The organism is Prauserella flavalba, from assembly GCF_003202235.1.
Lineage (GTDB): Bacteria > Actinomycetota > Actinomycetes > Mycobacteriales > Pseudonocardiaceae > Prauserella_A > Prauserella_A flavalba.
In genome coordinates, this window is the sequence record NZ_MASU01000005.1 from 953,074 (window position 1) to 971,851 (window position 18,778).

Genomic DNA, 18,778 nt, shown 5'->3' on the forward strand with positions numbered 1-18,778 from the left:
GCCGCTCACGGCGCACGCGTCACCGCGGCCCCGTAACGCGACGCGAGCGGCCTGGCGCTGAGACCGTGGGCCACCACGCTCGACAGCACGGTGAGCGCGATCGCCACGACGGCGGGGTCGGCGACATCGCCGAGCGCGTCGACCGCGAGCAACGCGAAGATGATCGACGGCAACCCGCGTGGACCGAACCAGCCGACGAACAACACGGTCACCCGGTCCAGACGCGTCCCGAGCAACGCCAGCGCCACCGGCACCATCCGCAGCACCGTCAGGCTCAGTACGGCGTAGACCACCACCTGCCAGCCGAGCCCCGCCGCCACGATCGGGAACGCGACGGCACCGGCCAGCAGCCACACGAGCACCGCCGCCAGTCCCCCGGTCTGCTCGACGAACCGCACGTCCCTCACCTGCTCGGAACCCGCCGTGCCGCCGAACGCCAGCCCCGCGGCGAACGCCGCGATGAAGCCGTTGCCACCGGCAGCGACCGCACCGGCGAAGGCGGCCACCACCAGTGCCAGCACCGCGGGCCCCGCGAACCCCTCGGGAACCCAGTCCAGCCTGCGCGCCCTTCTGATGAGCAGGCCGCCCACCGCGCCCGCCCCGGCACCGACGGCGCCGCCCAGCACCAGGTCGGCGAGCGCCGCGCCGACGCCACCGCCTCCCGTCCCCGCGACGCCCGCGATGGCGACCATCACCACGGGCGTCACGATCCCGTCGTTGAGGCCGCTCTCCACGTTGAGGGCCCCGCGGATGCGCCGCGGCACCGCGGGGTCGGTCAGCACCGGCAGCCCGAGCGCGGCGTCCGTCGGCGCCAGCGCGGCTCCGACGAGCACGGCCAGCCAGCCTCCCGCGCCCGGCAGCAGCCACTCCGCAACTAGCCAGCCACCCACCACCGTGAGCGGCAACCCGACTCCGAGCAGCCGCGCGTACCAGCCGGCCTCCCGCCGCAGCTGCGCCAACCGGATCGCCGAGGCATCCGAGAACAGCAGCCAGGCCAGGGTCAGCTCGATCAGCAGCCGGAACTCGTGCACCTCGATGTCGAACACCCCGACCGCCGAGCCCAGCAGACCGCCGAGCACGACGAACACCAGCGGAGCGGTCAGCTCGGCACGCTGCAGCCTGCCGCCCACCAGCCCCCACGCGAACACCGCGCCCGCCACGATCGCTCCCGTCGCGGCCGCCGAGCCGCTCATGATCGCGAACCCGGCGCGCCCGAGTGCGGGCTCCAGTCGTAGACGACCGTCGTGCGCAGGAGCACGTCCTGCACCGAGCGCCGCGCCGGGCTCACCGCCACCCAGAGCAGGCCCGCAGGGAACACCGTGCACAGCGCCGCCCGCCCCAGTGCGCGCGCCCAGCCCAGCCGCCGTCCCCCGCTGCCAGCGACCCGCAGCCCCAGCACGTGGTCGCCGTACGTCCGCCCGGCGAGCCGCCAGGAACCGGCGAGGTAGCCGACCAGCAGCGCGGCCGCCGCACCGACGAGCGCCTGCCGCGACACCGAGGGAAAGCGGAACCGCACCGGGTCGACGACGAAGATCAGGCCCGAGGTGACGAGGTAGCCGCCGGCGAGCACGGTGAGCACCACGGCGAGGTCGAGCGCGCACGCGAGCGTCCTGCTCACCAGCCCCGCGGGCCTGCCCTGCCACGACCGGGCCTCCTCGGGCACCGGGGTGAGCCTCGCGCGTGACCGCTCGGCGGTCATGCCCGGCGCCAGGGACGCACGGCCCTTCCCGCCCAGTACGCGACGGCCTCGTCCGCGCGCATCGCCTGGACCCGCACGTCGCGCACCGTTTCGGCCGTGACGGAACCGGTGGAGACCCGGATGATCTCCGGCAGGTCGATCTCCGCGGCGACCTGCGTGGCCAGCGTGGCGAGGTCGAGCCGGCGCACCACGTCCGCCGCGACGACCGGCACGGTCCTGCGGTAGGCATCCGTCAGCTCGGCCAGCACCCGCTGCCGCCCGCGCGCACCGGTCTCGGCGAGTGCGAGCAGGTGCCTGCCCGGCGCGTGTGCCGGCCGCAGGACGAGCCGGGCCACCGGCCGGGCGAGCCGGTCGAGCGCGCGACCCGCACGCAGTCCGGCACGAACGCTCTCGATCGCGAGCCCAAGGGCGACATCCGCCAGGTCCGCTGCCACCGGCCTCCGCTGTTGTGTCACCCCCGGAGCGTGGCGGCCGGCGCGGCCGCGCGGCTCATTCCCCGAGGGTGAGATCCCGGGTCTGCGGCTACGCTCGTCCAGGTGAGGGCACGTTCGGCCGGTCAGGGGCACCCGGTGCGGCCGCAGTCGCTGATGCTGAGTTTCCTCGGGCTCTACCTCCTCGGCCGCGGCACCGCGGTCTACTCGGGCAGCGTCATCGAGGTCTTCGCCAGGGTCGGCGTGTCCGAGGAGGCGGTCCGCTCCACGCTGAGCCGCATGGCACGGCGAGGGCTGCTCACGCGCACCCGCGAGGGCCGCAGGGTCTACTTCGGACTCACCCCGCACGCGACCGGCGTCCTCGAGGACGGCCGACGGCGGATCTGGGACACCGGCGCCGTGAACCGTGACTGGGACGGCACCTGGACCCTCGTGGGTTTCTCGCTGCCCGACGGGCGCTGGCGCGACCGCCACGACCTGCGCTCACAGCTCGTGTGGGCGGGCTTCGGCATGCTGCAGCACGGCCTGTGGATCGCCCCGGGCGTCAACGACGCGGCCGCGATCGCGGAACGGCTCGGCCTGACCGAGCACGTCACGGTGTTCACCGCGCAGCACGCGAAGCCGACGGAGTCGGCCGACCTCGTGCACCGCGCGTTCGACACCGCCGAGATCGCCGCGAGGTACCACGCCTTCCTGCGGCGGTGGGATGTTCCGGACCCACTGGCGGACGCACCCGACGACCTCGCACGTCAGCTCCTGCTGCACACGGACTGGCTCGAGCTGGTGCGCCGCGACCCGCACCTGCCCGCCGAGCACCTCGACCGGGACTGGCCCGCCATCAGGGCCGAGGCGCTCTTTCGCGGGCTCGACGCCCGGTTCCGGGAGCCCGCGGCCCGCCTCGCGGCCGAGGTCATGGCCGTGCTCGACGTCCGACCAGATGGAACACCCGGCTGAGCCGCCGGTAGGGGTCGCGTCGGCTCGCTTCGAGTTCGACGTCGGCGATCGTGCTCAGCCCTGTATCGCCCGCGTCGAGTGCCAGCCAGTCGGTGAACAGCCACACGCCGTACCAGGCCAGCGGGCGAAGCCCGTGAGTGGCGAACACCTCGGACAGCTCCTCGACGGTGTCGGCGCGGGTGTCCAGCCCCAGCACCCCGCGCTCGCCGCGAGCATCGAAGGCCGCCAGCGCGTCGTCCCACCGCTGTTCCAGCGCGGGACGCACGGCCAGCGTGGCCGCGTTGAGCGCCATCACCGAGACGATGCCGCCCTCGGCCGTGCACGCGGCCAGCGATGCGATCATCGGACCGGGCTCCGGCAGGTACATGAGCACGCCGTGACACAGCACGGCCGCGAACCGGCGTCCCCGGGTCAGCGCCGGCGCGTCCTCGCCGCGACCGAGCACGAGACGGACGCGCTCACGGACCTCGCCGGGCTCGCCGTCGAGGCGCTGCCGCGCGGCGTCGAGCATCGCCTCCGACGAGTCGAGCAGCACGACGTCGTAACCGAGGCGGGCCAGCGGGAGCGACTGGTGTCCGGCTCCCCCGCCGACGTCGAGCACAACGGCCGGTGGCGGCGGCAGGTGCTCCAGCAGGTGCTGGTGGAGGACGTAGGTGCGCACCCTCCCCTTCGCCGTCGCGTACGCCCCTTCGACGAACCGGTCCGCCAGGCTCGCCCACACGTCATCGGTCACGTGCCCATCCTGCTCGTTGCGCTTTTTCGGACGACAACGCGTCGTGAGACGGGGCCCGAAGGCCCCTACAAGGCCGGGCCGTATAGGGCGTTATACACCGGACTCACCAGGTTCGGCTGCGCCGCTCCAGTTCGGCCTGCCCCTCACCGGCGAGCTCGCCGACCACACTCGCCCTCCCCGCGATCGCCAGCAGCAGCGCCTCGGCCTTGCCGCGCACCTCCGGTCCCCTGCCATGCGCCCAGTCCAGGTCCGTCGCGACCAGCCTCAGCCCCCGCGCTCGCAACGCCCCTCGGATGACGGGCGCGTACAACGCGAACGGCAGCGGGGCCGCAGCCGTTCGCCCGGAACCTCCCTCGGCAACCCGAGCGGCCTGCGGATGTCCTGGTGGTGAATGAGCCCGTCGACCAGACCGATCCGGCCGCCGAACGCCGCGGTGAGGCCGCGCGGGGTCAGGTGCCGCGCGAGCAGGGCACGCAGTTCCTCCGGGTCTCGCCCCGCGTTCTCCGCGAGGCCGACGGCGTTGATGCGGCCCGGGGTGAAACGCCCCCTGGCGAGGCGTCGCAGCAGCCCTCGGCCGTCCAGCTCCTCGTAGCTGAGCATGTGGGCCACCACGTCACGGACCCGCCAGCCCGCGCACAACGACGGCGCCTCCCACTGCCCCGGGGTCAGCGTCGCCAGCAGGTCGGCGAGGTCGGCACGTTCGGCGCGCGCCAGCGCCAGCACGTCCACGCTCACGCGGCCAGCTCCACGGACGCGTGCAGCGTGCCGTCCCGGCCCCCTGGCGAGTCGAAGACCGCGTACGTGGCCCCGGCCTGGTCGCCGTAGCGCTCCAGGTGCCGGTGCCGCAGTTCGAGCCGGGTCCGGCCGCCGGGCTCCTCGGTGAAGGTGACCTCGACCTCGGTGTCCAGCTCCGGGTCGAGCCTCCAGTCGGCGCCGAGCTGCCACAGCAGCACCACGCGGCCGGGAGGCGCCCATTCGGCGACGCGGCCCCAGTCGCATTCGGAGCCGTCTGCGCCCCGCTCGAACCAGCGCCCGCCCTCGCGCGGCTCCACCACCACCTCGGCGAGTGCCGAGGATCCGATCGAATGCTCCGAGGGCCAGGACTCGGTCATCCTGGCCGTGAACAACGTGAAGGCCCGCTGCGGGGTGAGGGGAACGCTCACCTGGCGGTGGACCATGATCTCCGTGCCGGATTCGGCGCTCATGCCGGTCGCTCCTCTCGCTCGCCCTCGGCTTCGGCGAGGCGCGCGAAGTTGTCAAGTGTGCTCTTCCAGAACCCGTCGAGGTACTCCCGCACCACCGCGAGCCCCGCGGGGTCGATCCGGTACAGCCGTCGCGTGCCCGCCGAGGACTCGGTCACCAGCCCGGCCTCCTTGAGGACGCGCAGGTGCTGGGACACGGCCGGACGGGAGATCGGCAGCCGGTCCGCCAGCACCCCCACGGCCATCGCTCCCCCGGTCAGCAGCTCCAGGATGGCGCGCCGGTTGGCGTCACCGAGTGCGTCGAGTACGGCGGAAGCGGACACGGGCATATCGGTAAGTCTGGACGAACGGTAAGCCACAGTCAACCGTTCGTCGGAACTTACCGAGTTGGGCGTGCCAGACAACCGGTGCGCCACCGCAATCGGCGTCCTCGACCGCATCGGGCTCGACGGCGTCGCGTGCGTGCTACCGCGCGCCGCGGACGACACGTGGTACCCGGCGAGCTTCCTCGAACCGCTCGAGGTCGACCAGCCGCGGCTCGACCAGGCGCTCCAGGCGTGCACGCGGATGCTCGACACGTTGCGCGACAACGGGTTCGGGCCCGAGCGGACCGTGCTGCTCGGCTTCTCCCAGGGCGCATGCCTGCTCGCCGAGCACCTGGTGCGCCATCCGCGCCGCTACGCCGGTGCCGCTCGAACGCGTCACCGAGACCGCGCGGCTGCTGCGCGAGCTGGGCGGCGACGTGACCACGGAGACCTACGACGACCGCGAGCACCTCGCGAACGACTCCGCCGTCGCGGGCGCCCGGCGGGTGATCGAGAGCGCGCTCCCGTCCTCCGGCTGAACCGGGTCCGCTTTGTACGATCGCGTGTGCCCTACGCGCGAACCACCGACGACACGGCTCTGTACTACGAGGTCCACGGCGAGGGTGAGCACACGCTGCTCCTGCTGGCCGGACAGTCCAACAGCCACCACTGGTGGGACTGCGCCCGCCCGGACTTCGACGCGGTGTTCCGCACCATCGTGCTCGACTACCGCGGCATCGGCCGCAGCGACAAACCGGACACCAACTCCTACAGCACGCGGGGTTTCGCCGCCGACGTGCTCGCCGTTCTCGATCACCTCGGCGCCGGGCGCGTGCACGTCTACGGCACGTCGATGGGCGGCCGGGTCGCGCAGTGGCTCGCCGCCGACCACCCCGAGCGGGTCGGCAGGCTCGTGCTGGGCTGCACCTCCCCCGGCGCACCCCACGGCGTCGAACGCGACGACGAGGTGCGCCGCGCGCTCGCCCAGCCCGACGCGAAGGCGGCCCGGCGGGCGCTGCTGGAGCTGATGTACACACCGGACTGGCTGGCCACGCATCCCGGCCCCTACAACACGATCGGCGAGCGCGGCACCCCCGGCCACGTGCTCCGCCGCCACCGCAAGGCCAGCGCCGACCACGACAGCTGGGCCGCGCTGCCCGCCATCACCGCACCCACGCTCGTGGTGCACGGCACCGACGACCGCTTCAACCCCACCGCGAACGCGCCGCTGCTCGCCGAGCGCATCCCGGACGCCCGCATGGAGCTGATCGAGGGCGCCCGGCACGCGTACTTCGAGGAGTTCCGCGCCGTGGCGAGCCCGCTGGTGCTGGACTTCCTGACCACGTGAGGCGTCACCGCCTGTGCGCCTCCCGCACCGGCAGCCACACGAGGTACGCCCGCCGAGGCACCCGGTCACCGCTCCGACCGGCAGCTGGACGGGCTCGCACAGTCACTGCGCCACGCCGTCGGCGGCGGTCAGCAGCAGGGCGCCGACACCCGCCGAGGGCAGTACCGGCACCCCGCGCTCCGGGTCAGGCGGCGCCCCGGGGTGCCGGTGCTGCGAGCGCGACGGATCCGATCGGACCCGCGATCGCGGTCGCGCCGCCCGCGAGCTCGTCGCCCAGCGCGACGGCGTTGAGCGGGCGCGCCACGAGTCCCGCCAGCCCGGAACGCAGAACTCGGCGTCCGGAACGCAGAACTCGGCGTCGGGAACGCCCGACTCGCGGTCCTGAGCGCACGACTCGCGGGTTCGTGGCTGCTACACCCGCGCGAGTCCCGTGAGCGCCCGTGCGGGCTCGGCGTACTCGGCCAGCAGCACGGGGAGGTCGTCGGCCGCGTGGGCCTGCCGCAGCGCGGGCGGTTCGGGCGGGCCGGGCAGTTCGCCCGCGAACAGCCGCTCGGCGAACGCCGCCACGACCCTCGGCGGCGGCAGTATCCGGTCACCGAGGTAGGCGAGTACCAGCAGATCCTCGCCGCAGCGGGACTCCACCGCGCCCGCCCAGCCGTGCTCCTCGTCCCAGATCAGCGCCACGTCCCGGTCGGCGAAGCCGGGCAGCTGCCCGTTCAGCGCGATGTACGCGCTCACCGGGGTCTCCAGCTGCACGTACGAGCCCTGTCCGGTCAGGCCGAGCGCGTCCTCCACCAGACGGATGTACCGGCGCAAACCCCTCGCGGGTGCGCTGTGTGATTCCAGATCCATTGTTCGTCCCCGAGCAGGTTCCTCGAAAGAACAACCACACCTGAGAAAATCTATAGTTCGAACTGAAGATTGAGTCAAGCTCCACATCTAGATACCCTGGACACGTGGATGTAAACCGGTTGGATGACGAGGACTATCCGGCCTGGACCATGGGCCAGGCCGCCGACGCGCTCGAGGTGCAGCCCGCGTTCCTGCGCAGCCTCGACGCGGCCGATGTCGTCCAGCCGCACCGGTCGGCGGGCGGGCACCGCCGCTACACGCGGCGCCAGCTTCGGCTGGCCGCGCGCATGCGAGAGCTGTTCGACAACGGCATGACGCTGGCCGCGGCCGAGCGCATCGTGCGACTGGAGGACGAGCTCGCGCAGTCACAGGCGGAAAACCGGGAGCTGCGCCGCAGGCTGGGCGAGCACGACGGCGACAGCGCGTCCGGTTCGGGTGAGGGAGTGACCACGCGAAGGGACTGAGGGGACGATGACACTGGAGAACGTCTGGATCCGCACGCTCGGCGACGGGCTGATCCGCGCCGACCAGGTGATCGGGATCGGCAGCCGCCGCACGCCCGCGCTGGCGGGCAAGCCCGGCCGGTGGCTGGTCACGGCGGCCCTCGCCGCCCCGGCCGGCAGCGGCACGGCCGACGGCTGGGAGGTCACCAACCTGCACCGCACGCTCGCACAGGCAGACCAGGAGCCCCGGCAGGCGCCCGAGGCACTGGCCCGCCTGCTCGCCGAGCTCAGTGCCACCCGCGCGGCCGGCCTGATCACACCCACCGTGTGCGGCCCCGACCGTGGCGAGGTGCGCTTCGACTTCGCCCCGTTCGACACCGCCGCACAGGGCGGCGGCCCCGCGCTCGGCACGGCGGCGCGGATCCCGGATGCCGTACCGGTCGGCTAGGAAGGCTTCCCGGTGAGGGGCCGCGCCCTTCACCGGGAAGCGGTCAGTCCACGGTCAGCCGTGGGGACACGATCGTCGCGAGCAGTAGCGCGAGGATCGCCACGCCGAGGTGCACAAGGTTGTCCACGGGTTCGAGGCCGAGCAGCCCGAACGGCACGTCTCGCCCGCCGAACACGCCCACGAACCACAGCACCAGGCAGGCAACGCCGGTGCCGCGCAGGAAGCGCTGCGCGCCGGGCACGGTCCGCGAGATGTTCCACCCCCACACGCCGAGGCTGGCGTAGGCGAGGCTCTGCGCGAACGACAGCTGCGGAAGCGCGGAGACGACCAGTGACGCGAGCCCGGTGACCGCGGCGAGCAGGAACGCCGCGGACATCACGGCGGCCACCGCGGGCAGCTGCCCGGCACGGGTGGTCTCGGCCCTCACAACGCGGGACAACTCTCCCTCCTCTTTTCCAGGGCAACAGGAATCGCCCGAACGAAGAAACAAGTGTGGATCGAGACAGCGAGCGCGCACCGGCGGTGAGTGCTCGGCCGCGTCGCTCGTATCTCCAGATATAGCACGAAAATCCTCGAGCCGCCGCCTGGCACGCTGTGAGGTGATCCGACCGTTAGACCGTCCTGATTGGACTCTCAGGGTACCGGGCCCGCGCGACGGAGATCCACCGGCCGGCGCCACGCCCGCCACGCAGTAAGGTCGGCGGGGTACCGCAGGCGAAGGGGGCCCGAGCGCATGAGCACGCTGCAGACGCTGGACCGGGGTTTGCGCGCGCTCGAGGTGATCTCGCACTCCCCCGCCGGCATCTCCGTCGCCGAGCTCGCCAAGGAGCTCGGGATCCACCGGGCCATCTGTTACCGCATCGTCGCGACGCTCGAGGAGCACCTGCTCGTGGCCCGCATCGACGACGGGCGGGTCCGGCTCGCGGTCGGCGTGGCCGTCCTCGCGTCGCGGTTCGAGTCCCGGTTCACCGAGGACGCGCGGCCGTTGCTGCACGCGCTCGCCAACGAGACGCACGCCACCGCGTTCATCTCCGCCGCCGAGGGCAGGGACTGCGTGGCCGTGCTCGTGGCGGAGCCGGAGGACACCGTGCTGACGGTCGGGTATCGCGTCGGCAGCAGGCACCCGCTCACCAAGGGCGCCGCCGGGATCGCCATTCTCGCGGCCCGGCCGGAGCACCCGGCCGACCCCAAGCCGGTGCAGCAGGCCCGCCGCGACGGCTACAGCCTCACCCGGGGCGAGCTGGAGCGGGGCGCCGTCGGCATCGCGGCGGGCATCCGCGCTCCCTCCGGCCTCGGCACGGCCGAACACTGCGTCGGCGTGGTCGCCATCGACGGGCTCGACACCGACCTCGCCGCGGACGCCGTCATGCGCGCAGCCCGCGAGCTGGAGCGGCTGCTCTCCGCCTGAGCCGACGGCAACCTTCTTGACTCCCTCCCGGGCCCCGCTTACGCTCTGCGCTGTTCGCTGACAGCGACAGTATGTTCGTTATTCGTAAACCACCAGCTCATCACCGTGGAGGGCGCAGTATGAGCACAGGGTCGTGCCCGGTCGACCACTCGGCTTCGGCAGCCACGGGCTGTCCCGTGTCGGCCAACGCGGCCGCGTTCGACCCGTTCGGCGACGCGTACCAGGCGGACCCGCCGGAGGCGGTCCGCTGGTCGCGCGAGGAGGAGCCCGTCTTCTACAGCCCGGAGATCGGCTACTGGGTCGTCACGCGCTACGACGACGTCAAGGCGGTGTTCCGGGACAACATCCTGTTCTCGCCGTCCATCGCGCTCGAGAAGATCACCCCGGTGTCCGAGGAGGCCACCGCCACGCTCGCGAAGTACGGCTACGCGATGAACCGCACGCTCGTGAACGAGGACGAGCCCGAGCACATGCCGAGGCGGCGCGCGCTCATGGAGCCGTTCACGCCCGAGCAGCTCGCGCACCACGAGCCGATGGTGCGCAAGCTGACCAGGGAGTACGTCGACCGGTTCGTCGACGCGGGCAAGGCCGACCTCGTCGACGAGATGCTGTGGGAGGTACCGCTCACCGTCGCCCTGCACTTCCTCGGCGTGCCCGAGGAGGACATGGAAACGCTGCGCAAGTACTCGATCGCGCACACCGTCAACACCTGGGGCCGCCCCTCACCGGAGGAGCAGGTGGCGGTGGCCGAGGCGGTCGGCAGGTTCTGGCAGTTCGCGGGCACCGTGGTGGAGAAGCTGCGGCGGGACCCGTCGGGGCCGGGCTGGATGCCGTTCAGCATCCGCGCCCAGCGCGAGCAGCCCGAGGTCATCACCGACTCCTACCTACACTCGATCATGATGGCCGGCATCGTCGCCGCACACGAGACCACGGCCAACGCCGCGGCCAACGCGATCAAGCTCCTGCTGGAGAACCGCACGGTGTGGGAGGAGATCTGCGCCGATCCGGCGCTCATCCCCAACGCCGTGGAGGAATGCCTGCGTCACTCCGGCTCCGTCGCCGCGTGGCGGCGGCTGGTCACCGCCGACACCACGATCGGCGGCGTGCCGATCCCCCAGGGCGCCAAGCTGCTCATCGTCAACTCCTCGGCCAACCGCGACCAGCGGCACTTCGACAACGCCGACGCGGTCGACATCCGGCGCGAGAACGCCAGCGACCACCTGACGTTCGGCTACGGCAGCCACCAGTGCATGGGCAAGAACCTCGCCCGCATGGAGCTGCAGATCTTCCTGGAGGAGCTGACCACCCGGCTGCCGCACCTCGAGCTGGTGCCCGACCAGGAGTTCACCTACCTGCCCAACACCTCCTTCCGAGGCCCCGACCACCTGTGGGTCCAGTGGGACCCTTCGGCCAACCCCGAGCGCGGCGACCCCGCGATCCTGCGGCGGCACCGGCCGGTGCGCATCGGCGAGCCCTCGACGCGCGCGATCACCAGAACGGTCACGGTCGAGTCGGTCGAGCCCGCCGCCGACGGCGTCGTCACGCTCACCCTCACCGACGCGGCGGGCAACCCGCTGCCCCCGTGGTCGCCGGGCGCGCACGTCGACCTGGACCTCGACGGGCTGTCCCGCCAGTACTCCCTGTGCGGCGACCCCGCCGACACCCACCGGTACCGCATCGCGGTCCTGCGCGAGCCGGACAGCCGCGGTGGCTCCCGCTACGTGCACGAGCGGCTGCGGCCCGGCAGCGCGCTGACGCTGCGCGGGCCCCGCAACCACTTCCGGCTCGACCCCGCCGCCCGGCACTACGTCCTCGTCGCGGGCGGCATCGGCATCACGCCGGTCATCGCGATGGCCGACCACCTGCGTGCCGCGGGCGCGAGCTATGAGCTGCACTACTGCGGCCGCACCACGCGCGGCATGGCGTTGCTCGACCGCGCCCGCCGCGACCACGGCGGGAACCTGACGGTCCACTGTGGCGAGGAGGGCGGACGGCTCGACGTGACCACCCTGGTCGCCGAGGACGCCGACGGGGTGCAGGTCTACGCGTGCGGACCGCAGCGGCTGCTGGCCGCGCTGGAGGAGCAGGCGGCGGGCTGGCCCGCCGACACCCTCCACATCGAACACTTCACGACCACCAAGAGGGAGCTCGATCCCAGCGTCGAGCACGGATTCGACGTGGAGCTGGCCGACTCCGGCCTCACCGTGCACGTGGCCCCCGACCAGACGGTGCTCGCGGCGCTGCGCGCGGCGAACATCGACATCTCCAGCGACTGCGAGGAGGGTCTCTGCGGCTCGTGCGAGGCGCCGGTGCTCGACGGTGAGGTCGACCATCGCGACGTCGTGCTGACCAAGGCCGAACGGGCCGCCAACACCCTGATGATGACGTGCTGCTCCCGCGCGTGCGGGAGCAAGCTCACCCTCGGCCTCTGAGCCGGTTCTCCCCCTTTCCAGAAAGGTTCTCGACAATGACGTCACCGGTGGAACACCCGGCCGCGCGCACGGCGCCCGGCGAGCGCGCCGGGTTCCGGCGCGTGCTGGCGGGCAGCATGGCCGGGGCCGTGCTCGAGTGGTACGACTTCGCGATCTACGGCATCCTCGCCGCGACCGTGCTCGGCCCGCTGTTCTTCCCTGGCGACAGCGGCATCGTGAAGCTGTTGCTGGCGCTGGCCACACAGGGGCTGGGTTTCGTCGCCCGCCCGCTCGGCGGCATCGTGTTCGGCCATCTCGGCGACAAGTACGGCCGCAAGCCGATGCTCGTGGTCACGTTCCTGCTGCTCGGCCTGTCGACGGCGATGATCGGCCTGTTGCCGACCTACTCCGAGATCGGGCTGTGGGCCACGGTGCTGCTGGTGGTGCTGCGCATGGTGCAGGGCTTCGCACTCGGCGGTGAGTTCGGCGCCGCCGTGCTCATGGTCAGCGAGTACGGCGAGCCGAAGCGGCGCGGCTTCTGGGCCGCCTGGCCGCAGGCCGGCGCACCGCTGGGCACCGTGCTGGCGACCGTGGTGGTCACCACCATCGGCGTGCTCTTCCCCGGGGACGCCTTCGACCGCTGGGGCTGGCGCGTCGCCTTCCTCGTCGCCATCCCGCTGCTGATCATCGGATTCTGGATCCGCCGCAGCGTCGAGGAGTCCCCGGTCTTCCGGGCCGCGCAGGCCAGGGCCGAGACCCGGGCCGCCACCGCGCCGCGCTCCAGCGTGCTCGAGGCGCTGTCCCGCCCGCGCCCGGTGCTGCACGGCCTCGGGATGCGGCTCGGCGAGAACATCGCCTTCTACATCTACACGGTGTTCGTGATCGCCTACGCCACCACGTCCTTCGGCTACGACCGCGGCGACGTGATCATGGCGGTCACGTTCGCGTCGGTGGCGCAGTTCCTCGGCATGATCGGCGGCGGGCACTGGTCCGACCGCGTGGGCAGGAAGAAGGCCATGCTCGTGCCCGCCGTGGTGCTGGTGGTGTGGGCACCGGCGTTCTTCTGGCTGGTGCAGACCGAGAGTCTGCCGATGCTGTGGCTCGGCGTGTGCGTGGGCGCGTTCTTCCACGGCATGCTGGCCGGAACGGAGGCGGCGTGGATCACCGAGCTGTTCCCGACGCGGCACCGCTACGCCGGGGCGTCGCTGGTGTTCCAGGGCTCGTCGATCATCGCGGGCGCGCCCGCCCCGCTCATCGCGGTCTGGCTGATCGACTCGTTCGGCGTCGGCACCGTGATCGGCTACCTCGTGCTCACGATGGCGGTCACCGTGGTGGCGGTGGCGACGAGCCGGGAGACGAAGGGCGCCGATCTCGACGCCCTCGACTGACCGCTCGTGGAGTACCTGCCGGGCTCAGCTGCCGAGCAGGTACTCCACCGCCGCGTCCCGGAAGGGCGTCAGCCCCTTGTACCCGGCGATGTCGTCCGGGAGCTCGGCCAGTACGCGGCCGAGCCGCAGGCGCCACGCGGGTACCCGTGCCAGCTCGGCGAGCGGGAGCAGGTAGGTCCGGATCAGGAACAGCAGCGCGCCCGACGCGCCGAGCCGGACGAGGTGCTGCACCTCGACGCGCAGGTGCACGAGCGCGGCCAGCTCGCGGCCCCGCGCCGTGGCGGCCCGGGCGCGGTCGGCTGCCCACTCGGGGGACGACTCGGCCGAGTGGTCGAGCCGCCCGCCCGCCGCCAGGCTCCAGTTGGTCCGCCGGTACTCCTGTCCCGGCCGCAGCCGCAGGAGGAACCGCTCCGCCCTGGCCAGCACACCGTCCTCGTGGACGCGCGGGACCGGGCCGTGCACCTCGTCGAACCGCATCCCGACGTCGAATCGCAGCGACCAGCCCGAGGCGAAGGTGACCAGCCCCGCGTCGGCCCACAGGGCACCCTCGCGCTGGTCGAGCAGCACGATGTCGTCCTGGATCTGGCTGCCCAGGAACCCGAGCGGGCCGCCGGGCAGCGCGTCGTCGTCGCCCTCGCGGAACCGCGCGCACACGCCGAGCAGATCGTTGCGCCACGCCAGCTCGCCGCCCTCACACCGCAGCGACAGCTCGTCCGGACGCTGTGCCGCCAGCTCGCGCAGGCACGTCAGCAGCGCGTCCCAGCACGCGGGGCGCACGTGCGGCAGCACCTGCAGCCTGCCAGGGTCGGCCTTCAGGATGCGCTTACGCTCGGCCAGGTCGGCCGCGTAGTCGTCGTCGACGTCGAGCAGCACGCCACCCCACTCCCCCGTCTCGGTGCGCACCGGGACGCGGGCGGGCTCGATGTTCGTGGAGTAGCGGTAGGTGTCGGCCCGCAGCGGGAATGGGAAGCGGGCGAGCCGGGACTCGGGGTTCACAGGTCCACCTCCAGCACGCCGGTCTCGCTGCGGGACACGCACGGCAGCACGCACGTGCCCGCCGCGCGCTCGTGCTCGTCGAGGTACTCGTCGCGGTGCTGTGGCTGCCCGGCGAGCACGGGAACCCGGCATTCGCCGCACACGCCCTGGCGGCACATGCTGGGCACCGCGACCCCGGCGGCGTGCAAGGCGTCGAGCAGCGTGGTGCCTGCCGCGACCGCCACGTCCCGGCCCGAGCGGCGCAGCCGGGCGGTGAAGGGCGTGCCGGGAGCAACCTCCGCTGCCGTGAACCGCTCGCGATGCACGCGCTGTGCGGGCCAGCCCGCGGCCTCCGCCGTGTCGGTCACGAGCTCCATCAGCGGCGCCGGGCCGCACACGTACAGGTGCGTGCCGAGCGGCTGCCTCCGCAGCGCGTCACCGAGCAGCCCGCGAAACTCCCGGCGGTCACTCGTCCGCCGCAGCCGTTCGCCGAGCAGTCGGTCGAGGTCCGCGGCGTAGGCGGGCGCGTCCGGCCGGTGTGCGTAGAGCAGTTCGACGTCCCGGTTCCAGCGCACCGCGTCCCTGACGTGCGCGAGCATCGGCGTGATGCCGATGCCACCCGCCACCAGCAGGTGCCTGCGGGCGGTGAGCACCGGGGCGAACGCACACCGCGGCGCCGACACCACGAGCGGATCACCGGGCCGCCGCTCGTGCAGCCAGGCCGATCCGCCGCGTCCGCCGGGGCGCCGTAGCACGGCGACGGCGTACTCGCGTGGTTCGGCACCGCCGTTGGTGAGCGAGTAGGCGTTGCGGCGCTCACCGCACTCCGCGACCACGTGGCTGCCGGCCGGGTGCGCGGGCAGCGGGCCCCCGTCCGGCCGTGCCAGCACCAGCTCACGGACACCGGGCACCACCTCGGCGCTGCGCGTCACGACCAGCTCCAGCCCGGTCATCACGTCTCCGGGTCCGCGAGGACGCCGAGGTAGGCGGCGTGCCTGCGCGACACGTGGTCGTGGACGAGCAGCCCACGCCCACAGTTCGCACAGGCCACGGCCTGTCCCGCCTCGCACTCCGTCTCGGTGGTGCCGCCGCAGTGGGCGCACCACACGCGCTTGCGGCCGGTGCCGCACACGTGCACCCGGATCTCCGCGTCGATCGCGTCGCGTTCCACGGCGAGCGACCTCGCTCTGAGAACGTCGGCCTCGGGACCGGCGAGCATCAGCCGCCAGCCGACGGTCGCGCCGTCGAGCCGGTCACGAAGCTCCGCGAGGGCGCGTTCCGTGGCCCCGTCGCCGTGCCACGCCCACACCGGTGCGCCGGTCGCGGTGAGCGCCGCCGCCCACCGGCGGGCCACGGCGCGTCCCTCCGCCGAGAAGGACATCACGGCGAACGAGGTGCCCGCGTGGTCCACTCCGGGATCCACCGCTGGCCACCTCGGCACACTCCTACCGGTCACCACGCAGAGGTACCCGAGCGGGACCACCGCCCGCAACCGGCCGTCAACCGCCGAGCCCGGTCAGCGAGGCCATGAGCGGCACGATCGTGATGATCAGCAGCGCGCCCACGACGTCGAAGCAGACGCCCGACCTCACCATGCGCGTGATGGGTACCGTGCCGGAGCCGTAGACGATCGCGTTCTGCGGTGTGGACACCGGGAGCATGAAGCCGAAGGACGCCGCGAACGTCGCGGCGAGCGCGGGCACCACGGGATCGACGCCGGCTGCGACGGCCAGCGGGATGACGATGGGCACCACCACGGCGGCGGAGGCGGTGTTGCTCGTCGTCTCCGAGATCACGATCGCCAGCACGACGGCGAACGCGGTGAGGGCGAGGCCGCTGGTGATGCCGAGGCCCGCCGACGCGGCGTCACCGATCGTCTCGGCGAGCCCGGTGTCGTCGAGCAGCGAGCCGAAGATGATGCCGGTGCCGAAGAGCAGGATCGTCCCCCAGTCGATCTTCGCGGCGTCGGCCCAGTCGAGGGTGGGCCGGCGCTTCTTCCAGTCCCTGGGCAGGATGAACAGCAGGCAGGCGCCGACGACCGCGACGATCCCCTCGTTCAGGGTGTCGTCGAGCGCGGTGTACAGCGCGGAGTCGGTGCCCGCGACGAGGCCCGACACCGCGGGGGTCAGCCACAGGCCGACGGTGACCGCGAACGCGATGATCGTGTTGATCTCCGCGCGGCCCAGCCGGCCCAGTTGGGCCCGGCGCTCGCGGACGTACTCCTCGACGCCGTCGATCCGGCGGATCTCGGGTTTGTTGAGCAGCAACAGGATCACCGCGAGGACCACGAACATGGCCGCGCAGACCGGAAGCGCCGTCGCCGTCCACTGCGCGAACGAGATGGGCGTGCCCGTGGCCTCCTCGATGAGGCCACGGCCGATGAGGTTCGGGGGCGCTCCCACCGGGGTCAGCAACCCACCCACACTGGCGCCGTAGGCCAGCATCAGCATCAGCGCCGCACCGACGCGGACGCGCAGGGGGTCGAAGTCCGGGCGCACCACGCCCTTGTCCTGCATGAGCCTGGCGATCACGGCCAGGATGCCGAGTGCCGTCGGCATCAGCATCGCGACGGTCGCGGTGTTGGACACGAACGCCGACAGGACACAGGTGATCCCGCCGAAGGCCGCCATCACGCGGACCGTCGAGCGGCCCACACCCGGCAGGGCGAGCACGAAGAACGCGAGCCGTTGCGCCACACCGTGTTTCAGCATCGCCTGCGCGAGGATGAACGCGCCGATGAACGTGAACACCGTCGCCGACCCGAACGGCTCCAGCACGTCGTCGGCGGGCGCGACGCCGAGCAGCACGATCGCGGCGACGCCCAGGAGGCCGCCGACGGGCAGCGGCACCGGTTCGCACACCCACAGCACGATCACGCCGAGCAGCACCGCCGCGAGCGTCTGCTGCGCATCGTCCAGCCCCAGCGGCAGCAGCAGGAAGCCGGCGGTCAGCACCGGCGCGAGCAGCCAGCCGACAGTCCGCCTGCCCCGTTCGAACCGCTCCTCCGCGGGCGAGAGCCGTTGCTCCCCGCGACCGCGCAACGTCGTCCCGCCGAGCAGGGTCGCGGTGACGTCGGTCCGGCCCGCGTCCGCGCCGGCCCGGGGCCCGGGCGACGACCGCGGCGATGACTGCACTGTCATGGGTCCTCCTGAGCGTCCTCGATCGGAGCCCACCTTCGGCGAAGGTCCCGCGACGCGTCCAAGACCGCTTCTCTACCCTGCGTATAGGTAGCGCCTATGAATCACGGATCCGGAGGCAGCGTGGACGCCCGTCAGCTCGGCTACTTCCTCGCCGTCGTCGACCACAACGGCTTCGGCAGAGCCGCGGAGCACGTCCACATCGCGCAGCCGTCGCTCTCCCAGGCCATCGCGGGACTGGAGCGTGAGCTCGGCGTGCCGCTGTTCCACCGCGTCGGACGTGGCGTGGTGCTCAGCGAAGCGGGCAGGCAGCTCGTGGAACCGGCACGGCAGGTGCTGCGCGACCTCGACGCCGCCAAGGCCGTGGCGCAGTCGGTGAAGGGCGTCCGCCGCGGGCGGCTCGATCTGGTGTCGATGCCGTCGCCCGGCATCGAGCCGCTCACCACGCTCCTGGACGGGTTCGCGCGGGCACATCCGGGGATCACGCTCACCGTGGACGGTGCGTTCACGCCGGAGCAGGTGGTGGAGTCGGTGCGCTCCGGCGTCGCGGAGATCGGGCTGCTGGGCTCGGCGGGCGACCCGCACGCCGGGGAGCTGACCGTGCTGCCACTCGAGGACCAGCCGCTGGTGCTGGTCTCCCCGCCGGGGCACGACCTGCCCGGCGGCGACGTGGTGCGGCGCGAGCACCTCCGCGGCCGCCGGATGATCGTGTCCCAGCGCGGCAGCCTCATGCGCAGCCTGGTCGACGACGTGCTCGCGAGCGGCACCGAGGTCCACCTCGCCGCCGAGGTCGCGCACCGCACGTCGATCCTGCCGCTGGTGCTGGCGGGTTTCGGGCACGCCGTGCTGCCCTCGTCGTGGACCACGCTCGCCGAACGGGCGGGAGCCGTCGTCCACCGCATCGAGCCCGAGGCCGTCCTGCGCGTCGCGCTCGTGAGCCGGCCCTCCGGGCTCACCCCGGCGGCACGTGCCTTCCTCGACGTCGCGGCGGCCTACGCGCAGGTCCCATAGGCAGGGCCTATCGGCCGCATCGACGGGCCGTCT

22 protein-coding genes and 1 pseudogene are annotated in these 18,778 nt (G+C 72.7%); 10 read left to right on the forward strand and 13 right to left on the reverse strand.

Going from position 1 to position 18,778, the window contains the following annotated elements; genetic code table 11:
* Positions 1-5: 5 nt before the first annotated feature.
* The 3 genes from BA062_RS11975 to BA062_RS11985 are packed head-to-tail and all read right to left on the reverse strand — an operon-like array spanning position 6 to position 2,154.
* A complete protein-coding gene (locus BA062_RS11975; protein ID WP_110336114.1) occupies positions 6-1,193 on the reverse strand; it encodes a cation:proton antiporter domain-containing protein in 1,188 nt (395 codons plus the stop codon).
* Positions 1,190-1,699 carry an RDD family protein gene (locus BA062_RS11980; RefSeq protein ID WP_110336115.1) on the reverse strand — a complete coding sequence of 170 codons (510 nt, stop codon included), beginning with the start codon at positions 1,697-1,699 and terminating at the stop codon, positions 1,190-1,192. The genes BA062_RS11975 and BA062_RS11980 overlap by 4 nt, the downstream gene beginning before the upstream one ends.
* The gene (locus tag BA062_RS11985; protein WP_146240026.1) at positions 1,696-2,154 is read right to left on the reverse strand and encodes a hypothetical protein; all 459 of its coding nucleotides are present in this window, start codon (positions 2,152-2,154) and stop codon (positions 1,696-1,698) included. Before BA062_RS11985 ends, BA062_RS11980 begins: the two co-directional genes overlap by 4 nt.
* Positions 2,155-2,235: 81 nt before the next feature.
* On the opposite strand from BA062_RS11985, the gene BA062_RS11990 reads away from it, so the two are divergent.
* Positions 2,236-3,084: a PaaX family transcriptional regulator gene (locus BA062_RS11990; RefSeq protein ID WP_245959784.1), complete on the forward strand. Its 849-nt coding sequence runs from the start codon at positions 2,236-2,238 to the stop codon at positions 3,082-3,084.
* Here the strand turns inward: BA062_RS11990 and BA062_RS11995 are convergent.
* The 4 genes from BA062_RS11995 to BA062_RS12010 form a co-directional block, all read right to left on the reverse strand.
* Positions 3,041-3,817, reverse strand: a complete 777-nt coding sequence (locus BA062_RS11995) for a class I SAM-dependent methyltransferase (protein ID WP_110336117.1) — start codon at positions 3,815-3,817, stop codon at positions 3,041-3,043. The two genes, BA062_RS11990 and BA062_RS11995, sit on opposite strands and share 44 nt — an antisense overlap.
* A gap of 264 nt (positions 3,818-4,081) precedes the next feature.
* Positions 4,082-4,552, reverse strand: coding sequence for a maleylpyruvate isomerase family mycothiol-dependent enzyme (locus BA062_RS12000; protein ID WP_342768900.1), 471 nt, complete (start codon positions 4,550-4,552; stop codon positions 4,082-4,084).
* The gene (locus BA062_RS12005; RefSeq protein WP_110336118.1) at positions 4,549-5,022 is read right to left on the reverse strand and encodes an SRPBCC family protein; all 474 of its coding nucleotides are present in this window, start codon (positions 5,020-5,022) and stop codon (positions 4,549-4,551) included. Before BA062_RS12005 ends, BA062_RS12000 begins: the two co-directional genes overlap by 4 nt.
* A complete protein-coding gene (locus tag BA062_RS12010) occupies positions 5,019-5,348 on the reverse strand; it encodes an ArsR/SmtB family transcription factor (protein ID WP_110336119.1) in 330 nt (109 codons plus the stop codon). Before BA062_RS12010 ends, BA062_RS12005 begins: the two co-directional genes overlap by 4 nt.
* A 133-nt stretch (positions 5,349-5,481) precedes the next feature.
* Here BA062_RS12010 and BA062_RS41315 point away from each other — a divergent pair.
* The 3 genes and pseudogenes from BA062_RS41315 to BA062_RS40510 all read left to right on the forward strand — a co-directional run.
* Positions 5,482-5,649: pseudogene (locus tag BA062_RS41315) on the forward strand (phospholipase); the annotation flags it as partial.
* 55 nt (positions 5,650-5,704) lie between these two features.
* On the forward strand, positions 5,705-5,863 hold the full coding sequence (locus BA062_RS40505) for a hypothetical protein (protein WP_245959786.1): 159 nt from the start codon (positions 5,705-5,707) through the stop codon (positions 5,861-5,863).
* 26 nt (positions 5,864-5,889) lie between these two features.
* Positions 5,890-6,672, forward strand: coding sequence for an alpha/beta fold hydrolase (locus BA062_RS40510; RefSeq protein ID WP_245959787.1), 783 nt, complete (start codon positions 5,890-5,892; stop codon positions 6,670-6,672).
* A gap of 411 nt (positions 6,673-7,083) precedes the next feature.
* Here BA062_RS40510 and BA062_RS12020 read toward each other — a convergent pair whose 3' ends face one another.
* The gene (locus BA062_RS12020; RefSeq protein ID WP_146240027.1) at positions 7,084-7,524 is read right to left on the reverse strand and encodes a DUF6292 family protein; all 441 of its coding nucleotides are present in this window, start codon (positions 7,522-7,524) and stop codon (positions 7,084-7,086) included.
* A gap of 104 nt (positions 7,525-7,628) precedes the next feature.
* Between BA062_RS12020 and BA062_RS12025 the strand changes: the two genes are divergently transcribed.
* Both BA062_RS12025 and BA062_RS12030 read left to right on the forward strand, forming a co-directional pair.
* Positions 7,629-7,988, forward strand: a complete 360-nt coding sequence (locus BA062_RS12025; protein ID WP_391355195.1) for a helix-turn-helix domain-containing protein — start codon at positions 7,629-7,631, stop codon at positions 7,986-7,988.
* A gap of 7 nt (positions 7,989-7,995) precedes the next feature.
* Positions 7,996-8,415 carry a hypothetical protein gene (locus tag BA062_RS12030; RefSeq protein WP_110336122.1) on the forward strand — a complete coding sequence of 140 codons (420 nt, stop codon included), beginning with the start codon at positions 7,996-7,998 and terminating at the stop codon, positions 8,413-8,415.
* Between the two features lie 43 nt (positions 8,416-8,458).
* Here the strand turns inward: BA062_RS12030 and BA062_RS12035 are convergent, their stop codons facing one another.
* On the reverse strand, positions 8,459-8,854 hold the full coding sequence (locus BA062_RS12035; protein ID WP_146240028.1) for a DUF4383 domain-containing protein: 396 nt from the start codon (positions 8,852-8,854) through the stop codon (positions 8,459-8,461).
* Between the two features lie 294 nt (positions 8,855-9,148).
* On the opposite strand from BA062_RS12035, the gene BA062_RS12040 reads away from it, so the two are divergent.
* From BA062_RS12040 to BA062_RS12050, 3 genes are all read left to right on the forward strand, one after another.
* Positions 9,149-9,823: an IclR family transcriptional regulator gene (locus BA062_RS12040; RefSeq protein WP_110336124.1), complete on the forward strand. Its 675-nt coding sequence runs from the start codon at positions 9,149-9,151 to the stop codon at positions 9,821-9,823.
* Positions 9,824-9,942: 119 nt separating this feature from the next.
* Complete coding sequence (locus BA062_RS12045; protein WP_110336125.1) at positions 9,943-12,255, forward strand: cytochrome P450/oxidoreductase; 2,313 nt, start codon at positions 9,943-9,945, stop codon at positions 12,253-12,255.
* A 35-nt stretch (positions 12,256-12,290) separates the two neighbouring features.
* Positions 12,291-13,622: an MFS transporter gene (locus BA062_RS12050; protein WP_110336126.1), complete on the forward strand. Its 1,332-nt coding sequence runs from the start codon at positions 12,291-12,293 to the stop codon at positions 13,620-13,622.
* 24 nt (positions 13,623-13,646) lie between these two features.
* Here the strand turns inward: BA062_RS12050 and BA062_RS12055 are convergent, their stop codons facing one another.
* The 4 genes from BA062_RS12055 to BA062_RS12070 form a co-directional block, all read right to left on the reverse strand.
* A complete protein-coding gene (locus BA062_RS12055; protein WP_110336127.1) occupies positions 13,647-14,618 on the reverse strand; it encodes a heme-dependent oxidative N-demethylase family protein in 972 nt (323 codons plus the stop codon).
* Positions 14,615-15,550, reverse strand: coding sequence for a PDR/VanB family oxidoreductase (locus BA062_RS12060; RefSeq protein WP_110336128.1), 936 nt, complete (start codon positions 15,548-15,550; stop codon positions 14,615-14,617). Before BA062_RS12060 ends, BA062_RS12055 begins: the two co-directional genes overlap by 4 nt.
* Entirely contained in the window at positions 15,550-16,020 is a 471-nt protein-coding gene (locus BA062_RS12065; protein WP_146240029.1) for a dimethylamine monooxygenase subunit DmmA family protein, read from the reverse strand. The genes BA062_RS12060 and BA062_RS12065 overlap by 1 nt, the downstream gene beginning before the upstream one ends.
* Positions 16,021-16,096: 76 nt before the next feature.
* The gene (locus tag BA062_RS12070) at positions 16,097-17,737 is read right to left on the reverse strand and encodes an SLC13 family permease (protein ID WP_110336130.1); all 1,641 of its coding nucleotides are present in this window, start codon (positions 17,735-17,737) and stop codon (positions 16,097-16,099) included.
* 120 nt (positions 17,738-17,857) lie between these two features.
* Here BA062_RS12070 and BA062_RS12075 point away from each other — a divergent pair, with 120 nt between their 5' ends.
* Positions 17,858-18,745 carry a LysR family transcriptional regulator gene (locus BA062_RS12075; protein WP_110336131.1) on the forward strand — a complete coding sequence of 296 codons (888 nt, stop codon included), beginning with the start codon at positions 17,858-17,860 and terminating at the stop codon, positions 18,743-18,745.
* Positions 18,746-18,778: the final 33 nt, after the last annotated feature.